Annotated in this window: 12 protein-coding genes; 7 read left to right on the plus strand and 5 right to left on the minus strand. The window is 73.9% G+C overall.

Annotated features, from left to right (window positions below; genetic code table 11):
- Nucleotides 1-155 precede the first annotated feature (155 nt).
- Together AC3CHW_RS09405 and AC3CHW_RS09410 are read left to right on the plus strand one after the other, a co-directional pair.
- Entirely contained in the window at nt 156-467 is a 312-nt protein-coding gene (locus AC3CHW_RS09405) for a winged helix-turn-helix transcriptional regulator (RefSeq protein WP_488470143.1), read from the plus strand.
- A 114-nt stretch (nt 468-581) separates the two neighbouring features.
- Nucleotides 582-782 (plus strand): DUF397 domain-containing protein, encoded by a 201-nt coding sequence (locus AC3CHW_RS09410; protein ID WP_488470144.1) that lies wholly within the window; start codon nt 582-584, stop codon nt 780-782.
- Between the two features lie 36 nt (nt 783-818).
- Here the strand turns inward: AC3CHW_RS09410 and AC3CHW_RS09415 are convergent, their stop codons facing one another.
- Nucleotides 819-1,727, minus strand: coding sequence for an aldo/keto reductase (locus AC3CHW_RS09415; RefSeq protein ID WP_488470145.1), 909 nt, complete (start codon nt 1,725-1,727; stop codon nt 819-821).
- Nucleotides 1,728-1,794: 67 nt separating this feature from the next.
- Here AC3CHW_RS09415 and AC3CHW_RS09420 point away from each other — a divergent pair, with 67 nt between their 5' ends.
- Both AC3CHW_RS09420 and AC3CHW_RS09425 read left to right on the plus strand, forming a co-directional pair.
- Nucleotides 1,795-2,793 carry an ArsR/SmtB family transcription factor gene (locus AC3CHW_RS09420; RefSeq protein ID WP_488470146.1) on the plus strand — a complete coding sequence of 333 codons (999 nt, stop codon included), beginning with the start codon at nt 1,795-1,797 and terminating at the stop codon, nt 2,791-2,793.
- A gap of 173 nt (nt 2,794-2,966) precedes the next feature.
- The gene (locus AC3CHW_RS09425; protein ID WP_488470147.1) at nt 2,967-3,302 is read left to right on the plus strand and encodes an EthD domain-containing protein; all 336 of its coding nucleotides are present in this window, start codon (nt 2,967-2,969) and stop codon (nt 3,300-3,302) included.
- 346 nt (nt 3,303-3,648) lie between these two features.
- Here AC3CHW_RS09425 and AC3CHW_RS09430 read toward each other — a convergent pair whose 3' ends face one another.
- Complete coding sequence (locus tag AC3CHW_RS09430; protein ID WP_488470148.1) at nt 3,649-3,930, minus strand: DUF6087 family protein; 282 nt, start codon at nt 3,928-3,930, stop codon at nt 3,649-3,651.
- A gap of 110 nt (nt 3,931-4,040) precedes the next feature.
- Between AC3CHW_RS09430 and AC3CHW_RS09435 the strand changes: the two genes are divergently transcribed.
- Nucleotides 4,041-5,249: a serine hydrolase domain-containing protein gene (locus AC3CHW_RS09435; protein ID WP_488470149.1), complete on the plus strand. Its 1,209-nt coding sequence runs from the start codon at nt 4,041-4,043 to the stop codon at nt 5,247-5,249.
- Nucleotides 5,250-5,525: 276 nt separating this feature from the next.
- On the opposite strand, the gene AC3CHW_RS09440 is transcribed toward AC3CHW_RS09435, so the two are convergent.
- Nucleotides 5,526-6,233 carry a TetR family transcriptional regulator gene (locus AC3CHW_RS09440; RefSeq protein ID WP_488470150.1) on the minus strand — a complete coding sequence of 236 codons (708 nt, stop codon included), beginning with the start codon at nt 6,231-6,233 and terminating at the stop codon, nt 5,526-5,528.
- A 112-nt stretch (nt 6,234-6,345) separates the two neighbouring features.
- On the opposite strand from AC3CHW_RS09440, the gene AC3CHW_RS09445 reads away from it, so the two are divergent.
- A complete protein-coding gene (locus AC3CHW_RS09445; protein ID WP_488470151.1) occupies nt 6,346-8,586 on the plus strand; it encodes an MMPL family transporter in 2,241 nt (746 codons plus the stop codon).
- Nucleotides 8,587-8,784: 198 nt separating this feature from the next.
- Nucleotides 8,785-9,660, plus strand: a complete 876-nt coding sequence (locus AC3CHW_RS09450) for a phosphotransferase family protein (protein WP_488470152.1) — start codon at nt 8,785-8,787, stop codon at nt 9,658-9,660.
- 66 nt (nt 9,661-9,726) lie between these two features.
- On the opposite strand, the gene AC3CHW_RS09455 is transcribed toward AC3CHW_RS09450, so the two are convergent.
- Nucleotides 9,727-9,969: a DUF5988 family protein gene (locus AC3CHW_RS09455; protein WP_254393902.1), complete on the minus strand. Its 243-nt coding sequence runs from the start codon at nt 9,967-9,969 to the stop codon at nt 9,727-9,729.
- A 53-nt stretch (nt 9,970-10,022) separates the two neighbouring features.
- Nucleotides 10,023-17,405: a type I polyketide synthase gene (locus AC3CHW_RS09460; protein WP_488470153.1), complete on the minus strand. Its 7,383-nt coding sequence runs from the start codon at nt 17,403-17,405 to the stop codon at nt 10,023-10,025.
- Nucleotides 17,406-17,428 lie beyond the last annotated feature (23 nt).

Genomic DNA, 17,428 nt, shown 5'->3' on the forward strand with positions numbered 1-17,428 from the left:
GAGGCAAGCTGGCGGGGTGTTCTCGACGGACGTTAGGAGGGGCCTTCGTGACTCACCAAACGGTTGGACACACGCCGGCGGGTGATCGGAACGGCCCGCTGGCGGACTGTCCGGACAGCGCCCTCGTTCCGCCGGGCCACGAACCGCGATGCCCTGTGGACATCACCCTCGCCGCGCTAGGTGGCCGGTGGACGCCGCTCGTAGTCCGCGAGTTCCTACGCCGCGGTCAGGCCACATACTCCGAACTGTCCGCCGCCCTGCCCGCCCTCTCGGACAAGGTCCTCTCGGACCGGCTGGCCCAGTTGACCAGTGCGGGCGTCATCGAACGTCACCGCACCCCGGGCTGGCCTCCCCGCGTCCGCTACGTTCTGACCAGCCAGGGCCGGGCGCTGGAGCCAGTGGTGCGGAGCATGTGGGAGTGGGGCACGGCGCGACAGGACGGGACGGGACGGGATGCCCTTAACTGATCACCAGACCCGTCGGACACGGCCTGGTCTCGACTGGACGGGCGCGGAACCTGTAAGCCCAACAGCCCGATAGCGCACACAAGTTCACGGCGCCGATCTGGAAGGTTGCGACCCATGACCCATAAGTGGATCAAGTCCTCGTACAGCTCGACCAACGGTGGCGAATGCATCGAGTGGGCCCCCATCACCACACCCACAACCGGCACCGTCCCCGTCCGCGACAGCAAGGACCCCCACGGCCCCACCCTCACCTTCGACACCGCCGCCTGGACCGCGTTCGTCACGGGCGTGAAGAACGGTGACTTCGACGCCTAAGCGGTCGGCCTGCCCCGTGCACCCCGCGGGGATTGATCAGGCTGCCTCGTGGTGGACGGAGTCAAGGGTGGCGAGTTCTTCCGGTGACAGGCGCAGGGAGCCGGTGGCCACGTTCTGGGTGAGGTGGTCGGGGTCGCCGGTGCCGGGGATGGCCAGGACGTGGGGGCCCTGGTGCAGGGTCCACGCCAGGCGGATCTGGGCTGTGCTCACGCCGCGAGCGCGGGCGATGGCGTGCACCTCCGGGTCGTGGTCAGTGGTCGCGCCGGCGGCGCGTCCGGTGCCGGCGATCGAGTAGAACGGCACGAACGCGATGCCTTGTTCACCGCAGACGCGCAGAAACTCCCGCTGCTCGGACGACGCGCCGATGCCGTACATGTTCTGGACGCAGACCACCGGCGCGATGCCCTGAGCCTCGGCGAGGTGGTGGGGGTGGACGTTGGACAGGCCGAGGTGACGGATGAGTCCGGCCTGGCGCAGTTCGGCGAGTGCGCCGAAGCGTTCGGCGAGGGAATCGGTGCCGACGATGCGCAGGTTCACCACGTCGAGGTGGTCGCGGCCGAGCTGGCGCAGGTTCTCCTCGACCTGGCCGCGCAGTTGCTCGGGGGTGGCATGCGGCAGCCACTGGCCGGAAGGGTCGCGGCCGGGGCCGACCTTGGTGGCGATGACGAGGTCGTCCCGGTAGGGGGCCAGGGCGCGGTTGATCAGTTCGTTGGCGGAGCGGAGCGGCGAGAAGTAGAACGCGGCGGTGTCGATGTGGTTCACGCCGAGCTCGACGGCGCGGCGCAGCACACCCATCGCCTGGTCGCGGTCGCGCGGGACGGCGTCGGCGGCGAACGCCTCACCGTGCTGTGGCAGGCGCATCGCGCCGAACCCGATCCGGTTGACCGTCAGGTCGCCGAGCTTCCAGGTGCCCGATGCCGCCGCGGTGGTCGTCTGTGAGGTCATGGCGTGATGATCTGCCCACGGTAGGGTGACCCGCCACTGATTCACGTATGCCTGAATCCGTTGAGGGGTGGTTGTCCTGGCCGAGCTGGCGTTCTCGACGAGCGATCTGGCGCAGGTGCGGTTCGCCGTCTCACCGATGTGGGAGGTCGCTCCCAGCTTCCGGCTGCTGAGGGCCGGCGCCACGCATCCGGTCCACCGGCCCTGGGCCGACCAGGTACGCCCGCGCCTGTTGGCCTCCGGGCTGGACCGGGGCTGGCTCCGCGAGCTGATCCCACCCACGGGCGGCTACGTCCCCGACTTCCTCAACCCGGACCCCACCGGGCTGGCTCCCACTCCGGCGGCGGAGTGGAACGCGATCCGGGCATCGCCCGCCGACCGGGTACGCCAGGACCTCGACCACCTGGCCCGCCACGAGGGCGGCCTCGGCCCCCGGCTGCGAGCCCTACGCAACGACCCGCGGGGCCTCCTGCCCAGGGTCGCGGAGGAGCTCGAAACGTACTGGGAGCTGGCACTCGCCCCCTACTGGGCACGCGTCCGGGCAGTACTGGACGCGGACATCCGCTACCGGGCCCGCCTGGCCGCCGAACACGGCACCGGCCACCTCCTCAACGGCCTGCACACGTCGCTGAGCTGGGACGGCACCGCGCTGCGGATGACCCGGCGAAAGCAGCCTCTGACCCGCACGACAGCGGGAACGGGACTGCTGCTGATCCCCTCGGTCTTCACCGGGCCGGGACCGCGCACCCGAACGACACTGCCGGACCCGCCTCAACTCGCCTATCCAGCACGCGGTGTCGGCACACTGTGGGAACCGCGCTCCGTCACCCGGACCGACGCCCTCTCCGCCGTACTGGGCCGCTCCCGGACCCTGCTCCTGACCGAGTTGGAGATCCCGGACTCCACCACCCAGCTCGCCCACCGCACCGGACTCTCCCCCGCCGGGGTGTCCCAGTGCCTCACCGCGCTACGCGACGCGGGCCTGGTCAGTGCTCACCGAGCCGGCCGCTCCGTCCTCTACGCCCGCACCGCCGCGGCCGAAGCCCTCCTCCAGGCCGCCTCCGCCTGACCTCGTGTCGACCCGCCACTGGTGGACCGCCCCGGCTCGCTCAGGACGAGACGGTCTCGTTGTGGTGGGTGTGGGCGCGGCGTGCGGCCCATTCACCGATCCGCCTGCCGAACTCCGCCCATGCCCCTGCTTCACTTGCCCCTGACATCGATGTGAGTGTTTAGGTTGACGCCATGCTGAAGCTCATCTTCATGATCAACCGTGCCGAGGGCATGTCGTACGAGCGTTTCGTCGACCACCACCGCAACCGGCACGCACCGCTGTTCACCTCCATCCCGGAGGCTGAGCGCTACGTGCGCAGATACGCCGTATCGCACCCGGTCCCCGCCGAGAACTACCCGCCTCGGGCCTATGACGGCCTGACGGAGATCTGGTTCGAGGACTGGGAGGACCACGACGCCTTCTTCGCCTCCGACAACTACCGGACGCTGGTCAACCCCGACGAGGCACGCTTCATCGACATGGGCTCAGTGGCCGTGATGGTCACCGAGGAGAAGGAGGTCATCTGACGGGCCGGTCCGACGGGCGGACATACGAACGCAACTGCCCAGCCCTCTACCGGACCACGCCTAGACAGCGTCGTCGTCGCCGTCCGCCCGGACCCAGGTCAGCTGCGTATCTGGGTCACCGGCTCCTGCTTGTTGAGCCGAGGGATGGGGCGGGGATCGCGCCACAGCAGTCGTGGAGGAAGCACGCCCCCCATCCCGCACCGGGGCCGGCCCGCCCCTTTGGGGTGCCGGTCGTTGTGCCGGTCCTCGTGCGGCGTCAACGGCGGGAGTCGCAGCGAGTGGGCCCCGGTTGGACCGCGTTCGTAAACGCGTGTGAGGACGGCGACTTCGAAGCCTGACCACCGCCCTACACGCTGAGATGTGGGCGCTCGTTCGCCCACGCCTGCGCGGCGCGGAGGTTCTCGGCGATTCCTGCGGGGACATAGGCGAAGCCGTCCCACGCCTCCAGGGCCCTGGGCTCGTCGGGGTGGAGGTGGCTGGCTCCGGCGTGCAGCGGGCGGTGGCGGCGGTAGACGTCCATGGGGGCCCGGCGCCGTTTCTGGTACGCGGCGAGCGGATCGTTGGCGTCTGCGGGTGAGGCGGCGCGCGAGGGCTGGTTCGGGGGGCCGGGTCGGCGGTGCTTGCCCATGCGCTCGATGGTCTCAGAGCCGCGATGGTGGTCCCGCACACGGCGGCGTGTTCTCATGATCGCTTAGAGTGCCCAACGAAGGCTTACCTAAGGGCAAGGGGAGGGGCACCATGTTCGGTTCTTCCGTGCGGGTTCGGCGGGTGCTGGCCGGGGTGACCGCGGCGGCGGCCGTGGGCGCGGTGGCGGTGGCGGGGTCGCCCGGGGCGTTCGCCGTCGGAAGCGGGGAGCGGGCGCCGGCGCGAGCCGCCGCGCATCAGGCCACGCAGGACGCGTTGGACGGGCTGGTGGAGGCCGGGATGCCCGGCGTGGCCGCGACGACGAAGACGGCGGACGGGAAGCGGTGGTTCGGGTCGGCGGGGTACGCCGACACCGAGACGGGGCGCGAGCGGAGCGCGGCCGACCACTTCCGGGCCGGCAGCATCACCAAGACGTTCATGGCCACCGTGCTGCTCCAGTTGGAGGCCGAGGGCGAGATCGACCTCGACGACTCGGTCGAGAAGTGGCTGCCCGGCGTGGTCAGGGGCGACGGGTACGACGCCAGCCGGATCAGCGTGCGGCAGATGCTCAACCACACCAGCGGCATCCACGACAGCGTGGAGACGCCGGAGTGGCAGCAGACCATGAACGGGCCCGGCTTCTTCACGCACCGGTTCGACGTGAAGAAGCCCGAGGAGATCGTGGCCATGGCCCTGAAGTACCCGCCGTACTTCACGCCGGGCGACGGCTGGCACTACTCCAACACCAACTACGTGCTCGCCGGCATGGTCATCGAGGCGGTGACCGGCGACAGTTACGCGCACCAGGCCGAGCAGCGGATCATCAAGCCGCTCGGCCTGCGGCACACCTCGTTCCCCGGCACGCGGACCACGCTGCCCACTCCGCACTCCGTCGGGTACTCCAAGCTCTACGCGCCGAACCCGGGACCGGAGATCCACGACGCCACCGAGTACAGCCCCACCTGGTCCGGCGCGACCGGCGAGATGATCAGCACCGGCGCGGACCTGAACACGTACTTCCGCGCCCTCACCCGGGGCAGGCTGCTGCCGAAGCAGCAAACGAAGGAGATGTTCACGACCGTGGAGACCGGTCAGCACTTCCGGTACGGGCTCGGGCTCATCGCGCGCGACCTGTCTTGTGGCGAGACGGTCTGGGGCCACGACGGCATCGTCTGGGGCTCGTTGACCAGTTCCGCCACGACGCGCGACGGCGCGCACTCGCTGACGTTCCAGATCAACGGCGACTGGCTGGCCGACGGCGCCCCGTACGAGCGGGTCTTCGAGGCCGAGTTCTGCGCCCCGGGGCAGACGATGCGGAAGTGACGGCGGGTTTCGTGGGTTGTTCGCGGATCGACCGTGGGTCGTTCGTGACGCGTTCGTAGGGCGCGGGCCCCGGTCGGGCTGTTCGCTCGGCGCGGGGCACGTGGCCCTTGCGTACAACCGCCGCGCCCCGTCAGAGAGTCGCGTGGCGGTGAGGTGTGGGGGCGGGCGGGGCCCCTGGCCACGGGGGAAGCTCTTGGGGCCCCGCCCTGTCGGTGCGGTCGCCACGGCGGGCGACCGGCGCCGGCCGCCCCGGGGGGAAGGTGGCCGGCGCGGTGGTCAGGTCTCGTCCGCCTCCTCGCGGGCGGGCGCGTCCGTGCCCGTACCCGCGCCCGCACCCGTGCCCGGCCTGGGGCCCACGCTGGCGAGGCCGGCGATGGCCACCCGAGCGGCGCGGCTGAGGGCGAGGCGGAGTTCGTCGGCGGAGGCGTCGCGGGCCAGGCAGATCAGGGCCGTGTTCACCAGGGCACCGACGAGGGCGCCCACCGCTGCCGCCGCCTCCGGCTCGGTCAGCTCGTCGCCGTACGCCTCCAACAGGGCGCCGGTGAGCTGGCGTTGGGCCTCGAAGAGCCAGTGCAGCGCGCGGGCCTGGAGCGCGGGGGACGAGAGGATGAGCCGTACGCGCAGCGAGGGCACCTCGCCGGTGAGGTCGGCCGCGGCGTCGGGTGAGACGACGGAGCCCTCCAGGGCGCGCAGCAGCAGGTGGGCAACGGTCTCTTGGGGGCGGCGGTCGGCGACCGCGCGCACCAGGGCGTCGACGCGCTGCTGGCTGTCGGCGAAGAGGACGTCGTCCTTGCCGGGGAAGTAGCTGAAAAAGGTGCGGGTCGAGACGTCGGCCGACGCGGCGATCTGGGCCACCGTCGTCTCCTCGTACCCCTGTTCCGCCACCAGGCGCACGGCCGCCTCTATCAGCGCGCGCCGCGTGCGCAGCTTCTTGCGCTCGCGGAGCCCCATGGGCTCCGGCGGGACAGCCGTCGTCTCGATCATGCGCACAGCCTACCCAACTTTCGGCAGCACATGCATTTTTGCATGCCTTGCAGTTTTTCTCTGACTGAGCTTTTATCAAAACATGGAGCGCTTACTACATTCCCTTGGTCGAATGTGTGCTGTCCGCCCCTGGCGCACGATCGGTGCCTGGTTGGTCGCGGCGGTCGCCCTGCTCGTCGTCGGGCAGGCGGCGGGCGGCACCTTCGTGAACGACTTCCGGGTGCCGGGCGTGGAGTCGCAGGAGGCCACGGACACCGCGCGGGACCACTTCCCCGCCTTCGGCGCCGTGGACTCGCAGATCGTGTGGCGGGCGCCGGACGGCACGCTGGACGATCCCGAGCGCTCCGCCGCCGTGCGGCGGATGCTGGCCGACATCGAGAAGCAGCCCGACGTCAGCAAGGTGGACCAGCCGCTGCCGAGCCCGAACGGCAGGGCCGCCACCACGACCGTCAGCTACGACCAGGAACTGGGCGACCTGGACAAGTCGCACTACGAGCGGCTTGACGAGGCCGCCGAGGGGGCCCGGGCGGCCGGGCTCGACGTCGAGTTCCGCGGCATGGTCATCGACCTGGGCACCGAGCCCACCACCAGCGCGGCCGAACTCGTCGGCGTCGGCGCCGCGTTGATCGTGCTCATCATCGCCTTCGGCTCGCTGGTCGCGGCCGGCCTGCCGCTCGTCGTCGCCGCCATCGGCATCGTGGCCGGCACGGCGCTCGTACTGCTGGTCGGCGCCGTCATCGACATCCCGACCTCGGCGCCGATCATCGCCGTGATGCTGGGGCTCGGCGCGGGCATCGACTACGCGCTGTTCATCCTGAGCCGGTTCCGGGCCCAGCTCGCCGCGGGCGACGCGCCCGCCGACGCGGCCGGGCACGCCTCGGCCGTCGCGGGGCACGCCGTCGTCTTCGCGGGCGGCACCGTGGTCGTGGCCATCCTCGGGCTGAGCTTCGCCGGCATCCCGTTCGTCGGTGCCATGGGCATCGCGGGCGCGATCACGGTCGGCGTGATGATGGTCGCCGCGCTGACCCTGCTGCCCGCGCTGCTCGGCCTGCTCGGGCACCGGGTCAACGCGCTGCCGCTGCCGAAGTTGCGGCGTACGGGGCGGGGACGCGGCAAGACGGCGGGCGCCGCTACCGCCGACGGCGACGGCGGGTCCGAGGGGCAGGGCGGGGGCGCGGACCTCACGCTCGACGCGCACGGGGTCGCCGCGCCGCCGACCGACTCGCGCGCCGCGCGCTGGGGCGACCACGTGCACCGGCACCGACTGGTGTACGCCTGCGGCGCCACGGCCGTGCTCATCGCGCTCACCGCTCCCCTGCTGTCGCTGCGGCTCGGCAACCCGGACGACGGCATCCAGCCGCCCGACCTGACCCAGCGGCAGGCGTACGACCACATCGCCGACAACTTCGGGCCCGGGTGGAACGCGCCGCTGGTCATCACCGTCACCGACGCCGAGCGGGGCGGCGCCGAGGCGCTGGCCGCCGAGCTGAAGCGGGACCCCGAGGTCGCGCGGGTGACGGAGCCCGAGCGCAGCGACGACGGGGCGGCCTCGCTGGTGACCGTGGTCCCCCGGCACGCGCCGCAGGACAAGGAGGTCAGCGACCTCGTCCACCGCATCCGCGACGACCTCGCCCCGGAGGCGCTGGCCGACTCCGGGGGCCGGGCGCTGGTGGGCGGCTCCACGGCGCTTCAGATCGACATGGCCGACGTGGTCGGCGAGCGACTGCCGTGGGTGGTGCTCGCGGTGGTGGGCGCCGGCACGCTGCTGCTGGTCGGCATGTTCCGGGCGCCGGTGGTCGCGCTCAAGGCGGCCGTGATGACGCTGCTGTCCATCGGGGTGTCCTTCGGCGTCATCACCGCGATGTTCCAGTGGGGTTGGGGCCTGGACCTGGTCGGCGTGGACAAGACCGTGCCGATCATGTCGGCGGTGCCGATGCTGCTGTTCGCCGTGTTGTTCGGCCTGTCGATGGACTACGAGGTGTTCCTGCTCTCGGCCATCCGCGAGTCGTACGAGAAGACGGGCGACCCGCGCCGCGCCGTCATCGCCGGCCTCTCCTCCACGGCGGGCGTGATCACGGCCGCCGCCATCATCATGGCCTGCGTGTTCCTGAGCTTCGTCTCGGTGCCGGAGACCCTCATCAAGATCATCGGCATTGGCCTGGCCACCGCCGTCGTCATCGACGCGACGCTGATCCGGATGGTGCTGGTGCCAGCCGTGATGGGGTTGCTGGGCGACGCGGCCTGGTGGCGCCCGGGGCGTCGGAAGGAGGACGCCGCGGCGGTCGCCTCTGGTGGCGGCGGTGACGGTGGCCCCGGCGGGTCCGGGGGCGAGCGGGCCCCGGTCGGGAGGTGACGGGTGCGCCCCGCCCATCGGTACGGAGCGGCGGGCGGGGCGCGGGCGCGGGCGGCGGGGCTGGCGGGCGACGGCGGGCGGCGGCGTAATCCGCGCGCGGGGAGCGCGGGGGTACGGAACGATGGCGGCGGGCCGGCCGCCCGGGGGCGTGTGCGGGCAGCGCCGGCGCACCCGTACCGCACGTGAGGATGCAGCCTGATGGATGTTCTTGCCGCGCACCGTCGCCTGTTGGGACGGTTGCTGCCCGCCGACGAGCCGGGCGACCTCGTCGTCCACGAGGGGCAGTTCCACCGGGTGGTGGTCGGCGCGGAGCGCGTCGTGTGCCTGCCGCGCAGCGACGCGGCGGCGGCCCGGCTACCCGAGCGGGCGGCCGTGCTGGGCACGTTGGCCGGGCTCGACCTCGGCTTCCGTACGCCCGTGCCGCTGCTCGCGGGCGAGCCGGGCCCCGACGGGCCGGGGTTCCTGGTGCTGAGCCGGGTGCCCGGGGCGCCGTTGGACGCGGCTGAGGTGGTGGGGCCGGGGGTGGCGCGGGCCGTGGCCGACGCCGTGGCGGAGCAGTACGCGGCGCTGCTGACCAGGCTGGCCGAGGCCGGCGCGGACGCGGCGGTGCGCGCGGCGGTGCCGGCGGCCGAGGAGGACCGGTGGCGGCGGTTCGCGGAGCGGGGGCGCGCGGAGTTGTACGGCCTCATGTCGGAGGCGGGACGGCGCCGGGCGGAGCGGGAACTGGCCGCGCTCGACGGCCTGCCGCACCGCGCCGACGCGGTGGTGCACGGCGACCTGGGGGCCGAGAACGTGCTGTGGACCCGCGCCGATGACGGGCTGCCCCGGCTGAGCGGCGTGGTGGACTGGGACGAGGTCGTCATCGGCGACCCGGCCGAGGACCTCGCGGCCATCGACGCCAGCTACGGGCCGGAGTTCGCGGGGCGGGTACGCGCGTACGGCGGCTGGACGCGGCCGGAGTGGGACGCCCGTATCGACGCGATCCGGGGCACGTTCGCCCTGCAACAGGCCCTGGCCGCGCACCAGGACGGTGACGCGGAGGAGTTGGCCGACGGGCTCGCCGGCTACCGCTGACGCGGGCGGGGCGGGCCCGCGCTCGCGAGCCCGCCCCGTGTTACCGCACCGTGCGGAGCGCGGGGATCACTCCGCGACGTAGGTGCGGCCCTCCCAGTCGAAGACGCGCAGCACCGCTCCGTGCTGCGAGACGGTCTCCTGGGTGGCGCGGAAGTGCTCGTAGCAGTTGCCCATGGAGAGCTTCAGGTGCGACTGCCGTTCGTCGACGTGCCGGGTGCGGGCCTCGTCCGCCAGGTGCACGGGGCCGCCGCGCAGCAGCGCGTTCGGTGTGGTGGTCGTCGTCGTGGTCATGGTCGTGGTCGTGGCCATGGGCGCTCCCTTGTCCTTTCGTGGGTGGGTGTGAGGGGTGTGGGGGGCGGCGGCTAGGCGGACGCGGCGCCGGCCACCAGGGCCTCGACGGGCAGGCGGAGCCAGTAACTGCCGCGCTGGAACGGGTAGGTGGGCAACTCCACCAGGCGCCCGCCGAGCCCCGCGTAGGACTGTCGCCAGTCCACCGGCACCCCGGCGGCGTGCAGGTGGGCCAGCGCGGACAGCAGCCCGGCCCGGCTGCCGGTCGCGTCCAGGGCGCTGGCCGGCCACACGCCGTCCGCGACGCCTGTGGCGCCCGTCGTCCAGCCGGCGGCCAGGCCGTCGGGCGCGGGGCCGAGCAGGAGCGAGCCGCCGGCCGGGCGGGAGGGCGCGGCCAACTCCTTGGCGGCCCAGTTGCGCTCCCAGTGCTCCGGGGTGCGGAGCACGTCCGGGGCGACCGGCTCGCCGGTGGTGGCGGACAGCAGCGGGATGGTGGGCGAGCGCAGCTCCAGGCCGTCCAGCGTGGCGCGGAGCGCGGCCGTGTCGTCGGTGGCGGCGGTACCGGCCTCGCTGGCGTCCGGGGCGTCGTCGGTACGGGCCAGGGCAAGCAGGAGTTCGACCGCGTCCTCGGAACGCAGCACCTCGGCGGCGTACGCGGCGGCCAGGGCGCCCGGGCCCGCCCCGATGACCGAGGCCGGCGGCACGCCCCAGCCCTGGAGCAGCGTGAACAGCGCGCAGCCGACGGCGAAGGAGGCCGCGTGCGCCGTGGTGGGCGAGGGCGGCCACGCGCTGGTGTCAGTGCGCAGCGCCCAGTCCCGCGCCGCGTGCTCAAGCCGGGTGTCCAGGTGGGCGCAGACGGCGTCGAGGGCGTCGGCGAAGGCCGGGTAGGCGTCGTACAGCTCGCGTACGCCGGGCAGGCCGGCGCCCGTGCCGGGCGGCAGGGCGGGGAAGCCGAACACGGCGGTGCTCTCGGTGGCCGCCGCGACGCCCCGGATGACGGTGCCGGAACCGTCCCGCGGCGTGCCGTCGGCCACCAGCCGCGCGAGGCCGGCCAGCAGGCCCGGCCGGTCGTCGGCGAGGACCACGGCGCGGTGCTCGAAGACGGCGCGGGACGCGGCCAGCGACCAGCCGACGTCCGTGGGCGTCAGCTCGGGTTCGTCGGCGAGGTGGGCCCGCAGCCGCTCGGCCTGGGCCCGCAGGGCGGGCGCGGAGCGGGCGGAGAGCGGGAAGGCCAGCACGCCGGGGGCCGAGGCGGCCGGCTGGGACGCGGTGGCGGGTACGACGGGTTCGACGAATTCGACAGGTTCAGCCGGGGGTTCCTCCACGATGATGTGCACCTTGGTGCCGCTGGCGCCGAACGAGGAGACGCCGGCGCGGCGCGGGCGCCCCGTCTCCGGCCACGGCACCGTCTCGGTCAGCAGCCGCACCGTGCCCGACGACTGGTCGATGTGCGGCGACGGCTCCTCCGAGTGCAGCGACCTGGGCAGCACGCCGTGCCGCATGGCCAGCACGGTCTTGATCAGGCCGAGCACGCCGGATGCGGCCTGCGGGTGGCCGGTGTTGGACTTGTACGAGCCCAGCCACAGCGGCTGCTCCGGGTCGCGGCCCTCGCCGTAGGTGGTCAGCAATGCCTGGGCCTCGATCGGGTCGCCGAGCGGCGTGCCGGTGCCGTGGCCCTCGACGGCGTCCACCTGGTGGGCGGTGAGCCCGGCGTCCGCCAGGGCCTGGCGGATGACGCGCTGCTGGGAGGAGCCGTTGGGCGCGCCGAGGCCGTTGCTGACGCCGTTGTGGTTGACGGCGGAGCCACGGATGACGGCGAGCACCCGGTGGCCGCTGGCCCGGGCCGTGGACAGCTTCTCGACGAGCAGCATGCCCGCGCCCTCGCCCCAGCCGGTGCCGTCGGCGGCGGCCGAGAAGGACTTGCAGCGGCCGTCGGGGGCCGCGCCGACGCCCATGTCGGGCGAGACGGCGGGGTTGGCCAGCACCGAGGCGCCGCCGGCCAGGGCCATGACGCACTCGCCCTGGCGTACCGCCTGGGCGGCCAGGTGCAGCGCGACCGAGGAGGACGAGCAGCCGGTGTCGACGGTCAGGACGGGGCCCTCGAAGCCGAAGGTGTAGGCGATGCGGCCGGTGGCGACGGCGGGCGAGATGCCGCCGCTGAGGAAGGAGCGCGCCTCGTCGGGCACCTGTTGCAGGCCGGTCCAGTAGCCCTGCGAGAAGGTGCCGGCGAACACGCCGACCCGGCTGCCGCGCAGCGTGTGCGGGGAAAGCCCGGCGCGCTCGAACGCCTCCCAGGACATCTCCAGGAGCAGCCGGTGCTGCGGGTCCATGGCGATGGCCTCCGGCTCGCTGATGCCGAAGAACTCCGCGTCGAACGAGGCCGCTTCGGCGAGGAAGCCGCCCTCGCGCACGTACCGCATGCCGGGCACGTCCACGCCGGCGCCCTCCAGGGCCGCCACGTCCCAACCACGGTCGGTGGGCAGCGGGCCGACGGCGTCGCGCTCGTCGGCGAGCAACTGCCAGAGCTGCTCGGGGGTCTCCACTCCCCCGGGCGCCCGGCAGGCCATGCCGACGATGACGATCGGGTCGTCGTCCGGTGCGGCGACCTCCTCAACGGTGCGTTTCTGGAGCGCCGTTGCCGGCTCGGTGGGGTCGGGGGCGTCGGTGAGGTGGCCGACGAGTTGTTCGCGTAGCTCGCGGGCGAGCGCGGTGGGGGTCGGGTGGTCGAAGACGACGGTGGCGGGCAGCGTGAGCCCGGTGGCGGTGCCGATGCGGTTACGCAGCTCCACCGAGGTCAGCGAGTCGAAGCCGAGGTCGCGGAACGGTTTGCCGGGCTCGACGCCGTCCGGGCTGGCGTGCCCGAGGACGGCGGCGACGTGGCCGCGTACGAGGTCGAGCGCGACCCGGTCGCGGTCGGAGGCGGGGGCGGCGGCCAGTGTCTGGGCGAACGCGCCGCGCTCGCCGTCGGCCGCCGCGCCGTGCGCGGGGCCGGTGGCGGGACCGGACTTGGCGGCGCTCAGCAGTTCCCTGAGGTCGGCGAGGTCGCGCAACTGGGGGCGGGGGCGGGCGTCGAAGCCGCCACCGCGCTCGGCGATCTCCTCCCATTCGATGAGGGCCATCGCCACGCACGTCTCGTCGTGGTCGAGGACCTGGCGCAGCGCGCGCAGCGCAAGGTCCGGCTCGATCTCGGAACCGCCCCGGCGGCGCAACTGCGCCTCGGCCTCGCCGGAGGCGATGCCGCCGCCGGCCCAGTGGCCCCAGGCGATGGCGGTGGCGGGGCGGCCCTGGGCGCGGCGGTGCCGGGCCAGGGCGTCGAGGTAGGCGTTGCCGGGCGCGTAGTTGCCCTGCCCCGGCACGCCGAACGTGCCGGCGAACGACGAGAACAGCACGAACGCCGACAGGTCCGCGTCCCGGGTCAGCTCGTGCAGGTTCTCCGCGCCGCGCACCTTGACCCGCAGCACCCGGTCGAGCTGGTCGAGGGTGAGCGAGTCGAGCACCGCGTCGTCCAGGACGGCGGCGGTGTGTACGACGGCGCCCAGCGGGCGGTCGGCGGGGATGGCGGCGAGCAGCGCGGCCAGTTCGGCGCGGTCGGTGATGTCGCACGCGGCGACGGTCACCTCGGCGCCCGCGGCGCGGAGTTCGCCCGCGAGGGCGTCCGCGCCGGGGGCGGCGGGCCCGCGGCGGCTGACGAGCAGCAGGTGCTCGGCCCCGTTGTGGGCCAGCCAGCGGGCGACGTGGCCGCCGAGCGCACCGGTGCCGCCGGTGATCAGCACGGTGCCGCGGGGCGCCCAGGCGGGGTCCCGCGCCGGCTCGTTCCACGGGGCGCGCACCAGGCGGTTGGCGAAGACGCCGGCGGGGCGCACGGCCACCTGGTCCTCGCCGTCGAGCCCGGCGAGCACGTCGGCGAGCCGGCCACGGGAGCGCCGGTCCGCCGCCTGGGGCAGGTCGACGAGGCCGCCCCAACGCTCGGGCACCTCCTCGGCCGCGACCCGGCCCAGGCCCCAGACCTGGGCCTGGAGCGGGCTGGTGAGCGGGTCGGAGGGACCGGTGGACACGGCGCCACGGGTCGCGCACCACAGCGGCGCCGTGATGGCAGCGTCGCCGAGCGCCTGGAGCAGCGTCTGCGTGGCGGCGAAGCCGCGCGGGGTGGCGGGGTAACGGGCGTGCGCCGACTCGTCCAACGGCAGCAGCGACAGCACGCCGGCCAGCTCGCCCGCGCCGTCGGCGGCCCGGCGCACCACGGCGGCCAGGGCGGCCCGGTCAGCGCCGTCGGTGTCGGGGTCGACGTCGAGGCGTACGAGGCCGGCGCCGCGCTCGGTGAGGGCGGCGGTGGCGGCGTCGGCCCACGGGTCGCTCGCGTGGGCGGCGGGCACGACCAGCAGCCAGGTGCCGGTCAGCGCGCCGGCCGGGTGGGTGACCGGGCGCCAACTGGTCACGTACCGCCAGGAGTCGATGGTGTCCTGCTCGCGCTGGCCACGCCGCCAGTCGGCCAGGGCGGGCACCAGCGCCTTGAGGGGTTCGCCGGAGACGCCGAGTTCGGCGGCGAGCCCGTCGAGGTCGGCGTTCTCGACGGCGGACCAGAACCGCTCGTCGGCGCCGCTTGCCGCCGCGCCGCCGGGACGCTGGGCCCCGTGGTCGGCGGGCGGCGCCTCCAGCCAGTACCGCTCGCGCTGGAAGGCGTACGTCGGCAGGTCGACGGTGCGGGCCCCGGGGAACTGCGGCGCCCAGTCGATCCGCGCCCCGGCCACGTGCGCCTCGGCCAGCGAGGTCAGGAACCGCCGCGCTCCGCCGTCGTCGCGCCGCAGCGACCCGACGGTGGTCACCGGCGCGTCCGCGCCCGCCGTCTCCTGAATGCTCATCGACAGCACGGGGTGCGCCGCGCACTCCACGAAGAAGCCGAAGCCGTCCGCGATCAACCGCTCCACGGCCGGCCCGAACCGCACCTCCTGCCGCAGGTTGCGCACCCAGTACGCCGCGTCGAGCCCGGCGGTGTCCACCGGCTCCGCCTCGACGGTGGAGTACAGCGGGATGTCGGCGGTGCGCGGCGCCACGCCGTCCAGGACACGCAACAGCTCGTCCCGGATCGACTCGACCTGCGGGGTATGCGAGGCGTAGTCCACGGGGATGCGCTTGGCCCGCACCTCGTCCGCCTCACAACCAGCGATCAACTCATCGAGGGCGGCGGGCTCACCGGCGACGACCGTAGAAGCCGCGCCGTTCACCGCCGCGACCGTGATCCGCGCACCGTACGGGGCGATCCGCTCCTCCGCATCGGAGCGCGGCAGGCCGAGCGAGACCATGCCGCCCTCGCCCGCGAGCCGCTGGCCGATCACCTTCGAGCGCAGCGCCACGACCCGCGCCCCGTCCTCGTACGACAGCGCGCCCGCGACGACGGCCGCAGCGATCTCACCCTGCGAGTGACCCACCACAGCGGCCGGCTCCACCCCGTACGAACGCCACAACTCGGCGAGGGAGACCATCACCGCCCACGAGACGGGCTGGACCACATCCACCCGCTCCAGCGAACCATCCACCTCGGCCGCGAAGTCCCAGTCGATGAACGGCGCAAGGGCCTCACCGCACCGCGCCATCGACTCCGCGAACACCGGAGCCGAGGCCATCAACTCCCGCGCCATACCCACCCACTGGGCACCCTGCCCCGGGAAGACGAAGACGGGGCGGGCCGTGCCGTCGGCGGTGCCGCGGATGAGGTGGGGTGACTCGGCGCCCTCGGCGAGGAGGGTGAGGTGGTGCAGCAGGTTGTCCCGGTCGGCGCCGACGAGCGCCGCGCGGTGCGGGTGGGCGGTGCGGGTGGTGGCGAGGGAGAGGGCGAGGTCGGCGGCGGTCTGGGTCGGGTTGCGGCGCGCGTGGTCGAGCAGCCGGGTGGCCTGGTCGCGCAGCGCGGCGGGGCTCTTCGCGGACAGGAGCCAGGGCAGCGCCCCGGCGAGGCCCGCCGCCCCGTGCTCCGTGCCCCGCTCGGCCGGCTCCGTGCCCCGTGCTCCGTGCCCCGTGGCCGCCGCCCCGTGCCCCGTGCTCCGTGGTGCCGGCTCCGGGGCCTGTTCCAGGATGAGGTGGGCGTTGGTGCCGCTCATGCCGAACGAGGAGACGGCGGCCCGGCGCGGGCGCCCCGTCTCGGGCCAGGGGCGGGCCTCGGTGAGGAGTTCGACGGCGCCGGCGGACCAGTCGATGTGCGGCGACGGCTCGTCCACGTGCAGCGTCTTGGGCAGCAGGCCGCCGCGCAGGGCCATCACCATCTTGATGACGCCGCCGATACCGGCCGCCGCCTGCGCGTGGCCGAGGTTGGACTTGATGGAGCCGAGCCACAGCGGGTGCGGCGTCTGCTCCGGGGTGCGCCTGCCGTACGTGGCGAGCAGCGCCTCCGCCTCGATGGGGTCGCCGAGCCGGGTGCCGGTGCCGTGCGCCTCGACGGCGTCCACCTCGTGCACGCCGAGCCGGGCGTCGTCCAGGGCCTGGCGGATGACGCGGCGCTGGGACGGGCCGTTGGGGGCGGTGAGGCCGTTGCTGGCGCCGTCCTGGTTGACGGCGGAGCCGCGCAGGACGGCCAGGACCTGGTGTCCGTTGCGTACGGCGTCCGACAGGCGCTCCACGAGCAGCACGCCGACGCCCTCGGACCAGCCGGTGCCGTCGGCGCTGGCCGCGAACGCCTTGCAGCGGCCGTCGGGGGCGAGCCCGCGCTGCCGGCTGAACTCCTGGAACACGCCGGGGCTCGACATGATCGTCGCGCCGCCCGCGAGGGCCAGGGTGCACTCGCCCCGGCGCAGCGCCTGTGCCGCCAGGTGCAGGGCGACCAGCGAGGACGAGCAGGCGGTGTCCACGGTGACGGCGGGGCCCTCAAGGCCCAGGGTGTAGGCGACGCGGCCCGAGACGACGCTGGTGGCGGTGCCGGTGAGGGTGTAGCCCTGTACGTCCTCGGGGAGTTCGTCCAGGTCGGTGCCGTAGGCGGGGGCGCCGGCGCCGACGTAGACGCCGGTCTTGCTGCCGCGCAGGGTCTCGGGCCTGATGCCGGACCGCTCCAGGGTCTCCCAGGCGGTCTCCAGGAGCAGTCGCTGCTGCGGGTCCATGGCCAGCGCCTCGCGGGGCGAGATGCCGAAGAACGCCGCGTCGAACTCGGTGGCGTCGTGGACGAAGCCGCCGTCGCTGACGTAGCTCGTGCCGTGCGTGGACAGCTCGGGGTCGGTCAGCGCGGCCAGGTCCCAGCCACGGTCGGTGGGCAGCGGGGACAGCGCGTCGGCGCCGTCCACGACGAGTTGCCACAGGTCCTCGGGGGTGGCAACGCCGCCGGGGAAGCGGCAGGCCATGCCGACGATGGCGATCGGCTCGCGCTGGGCGGCGAGGAGTTCCTCGTTGTGCTGGCGCAGCCGTTCGGCCTCGGTGACCGAGGCCCGGAGCGCTTCGACGATGGTTTCCGTTGAGGTGGCGGATCGTTGGGTGGTCATGTACGCACTCAGCTCCGGGGTCG

It is taken from the genome of Streptomyces sp. MGP-BFMKR1 (assembly GCF_057766585.1).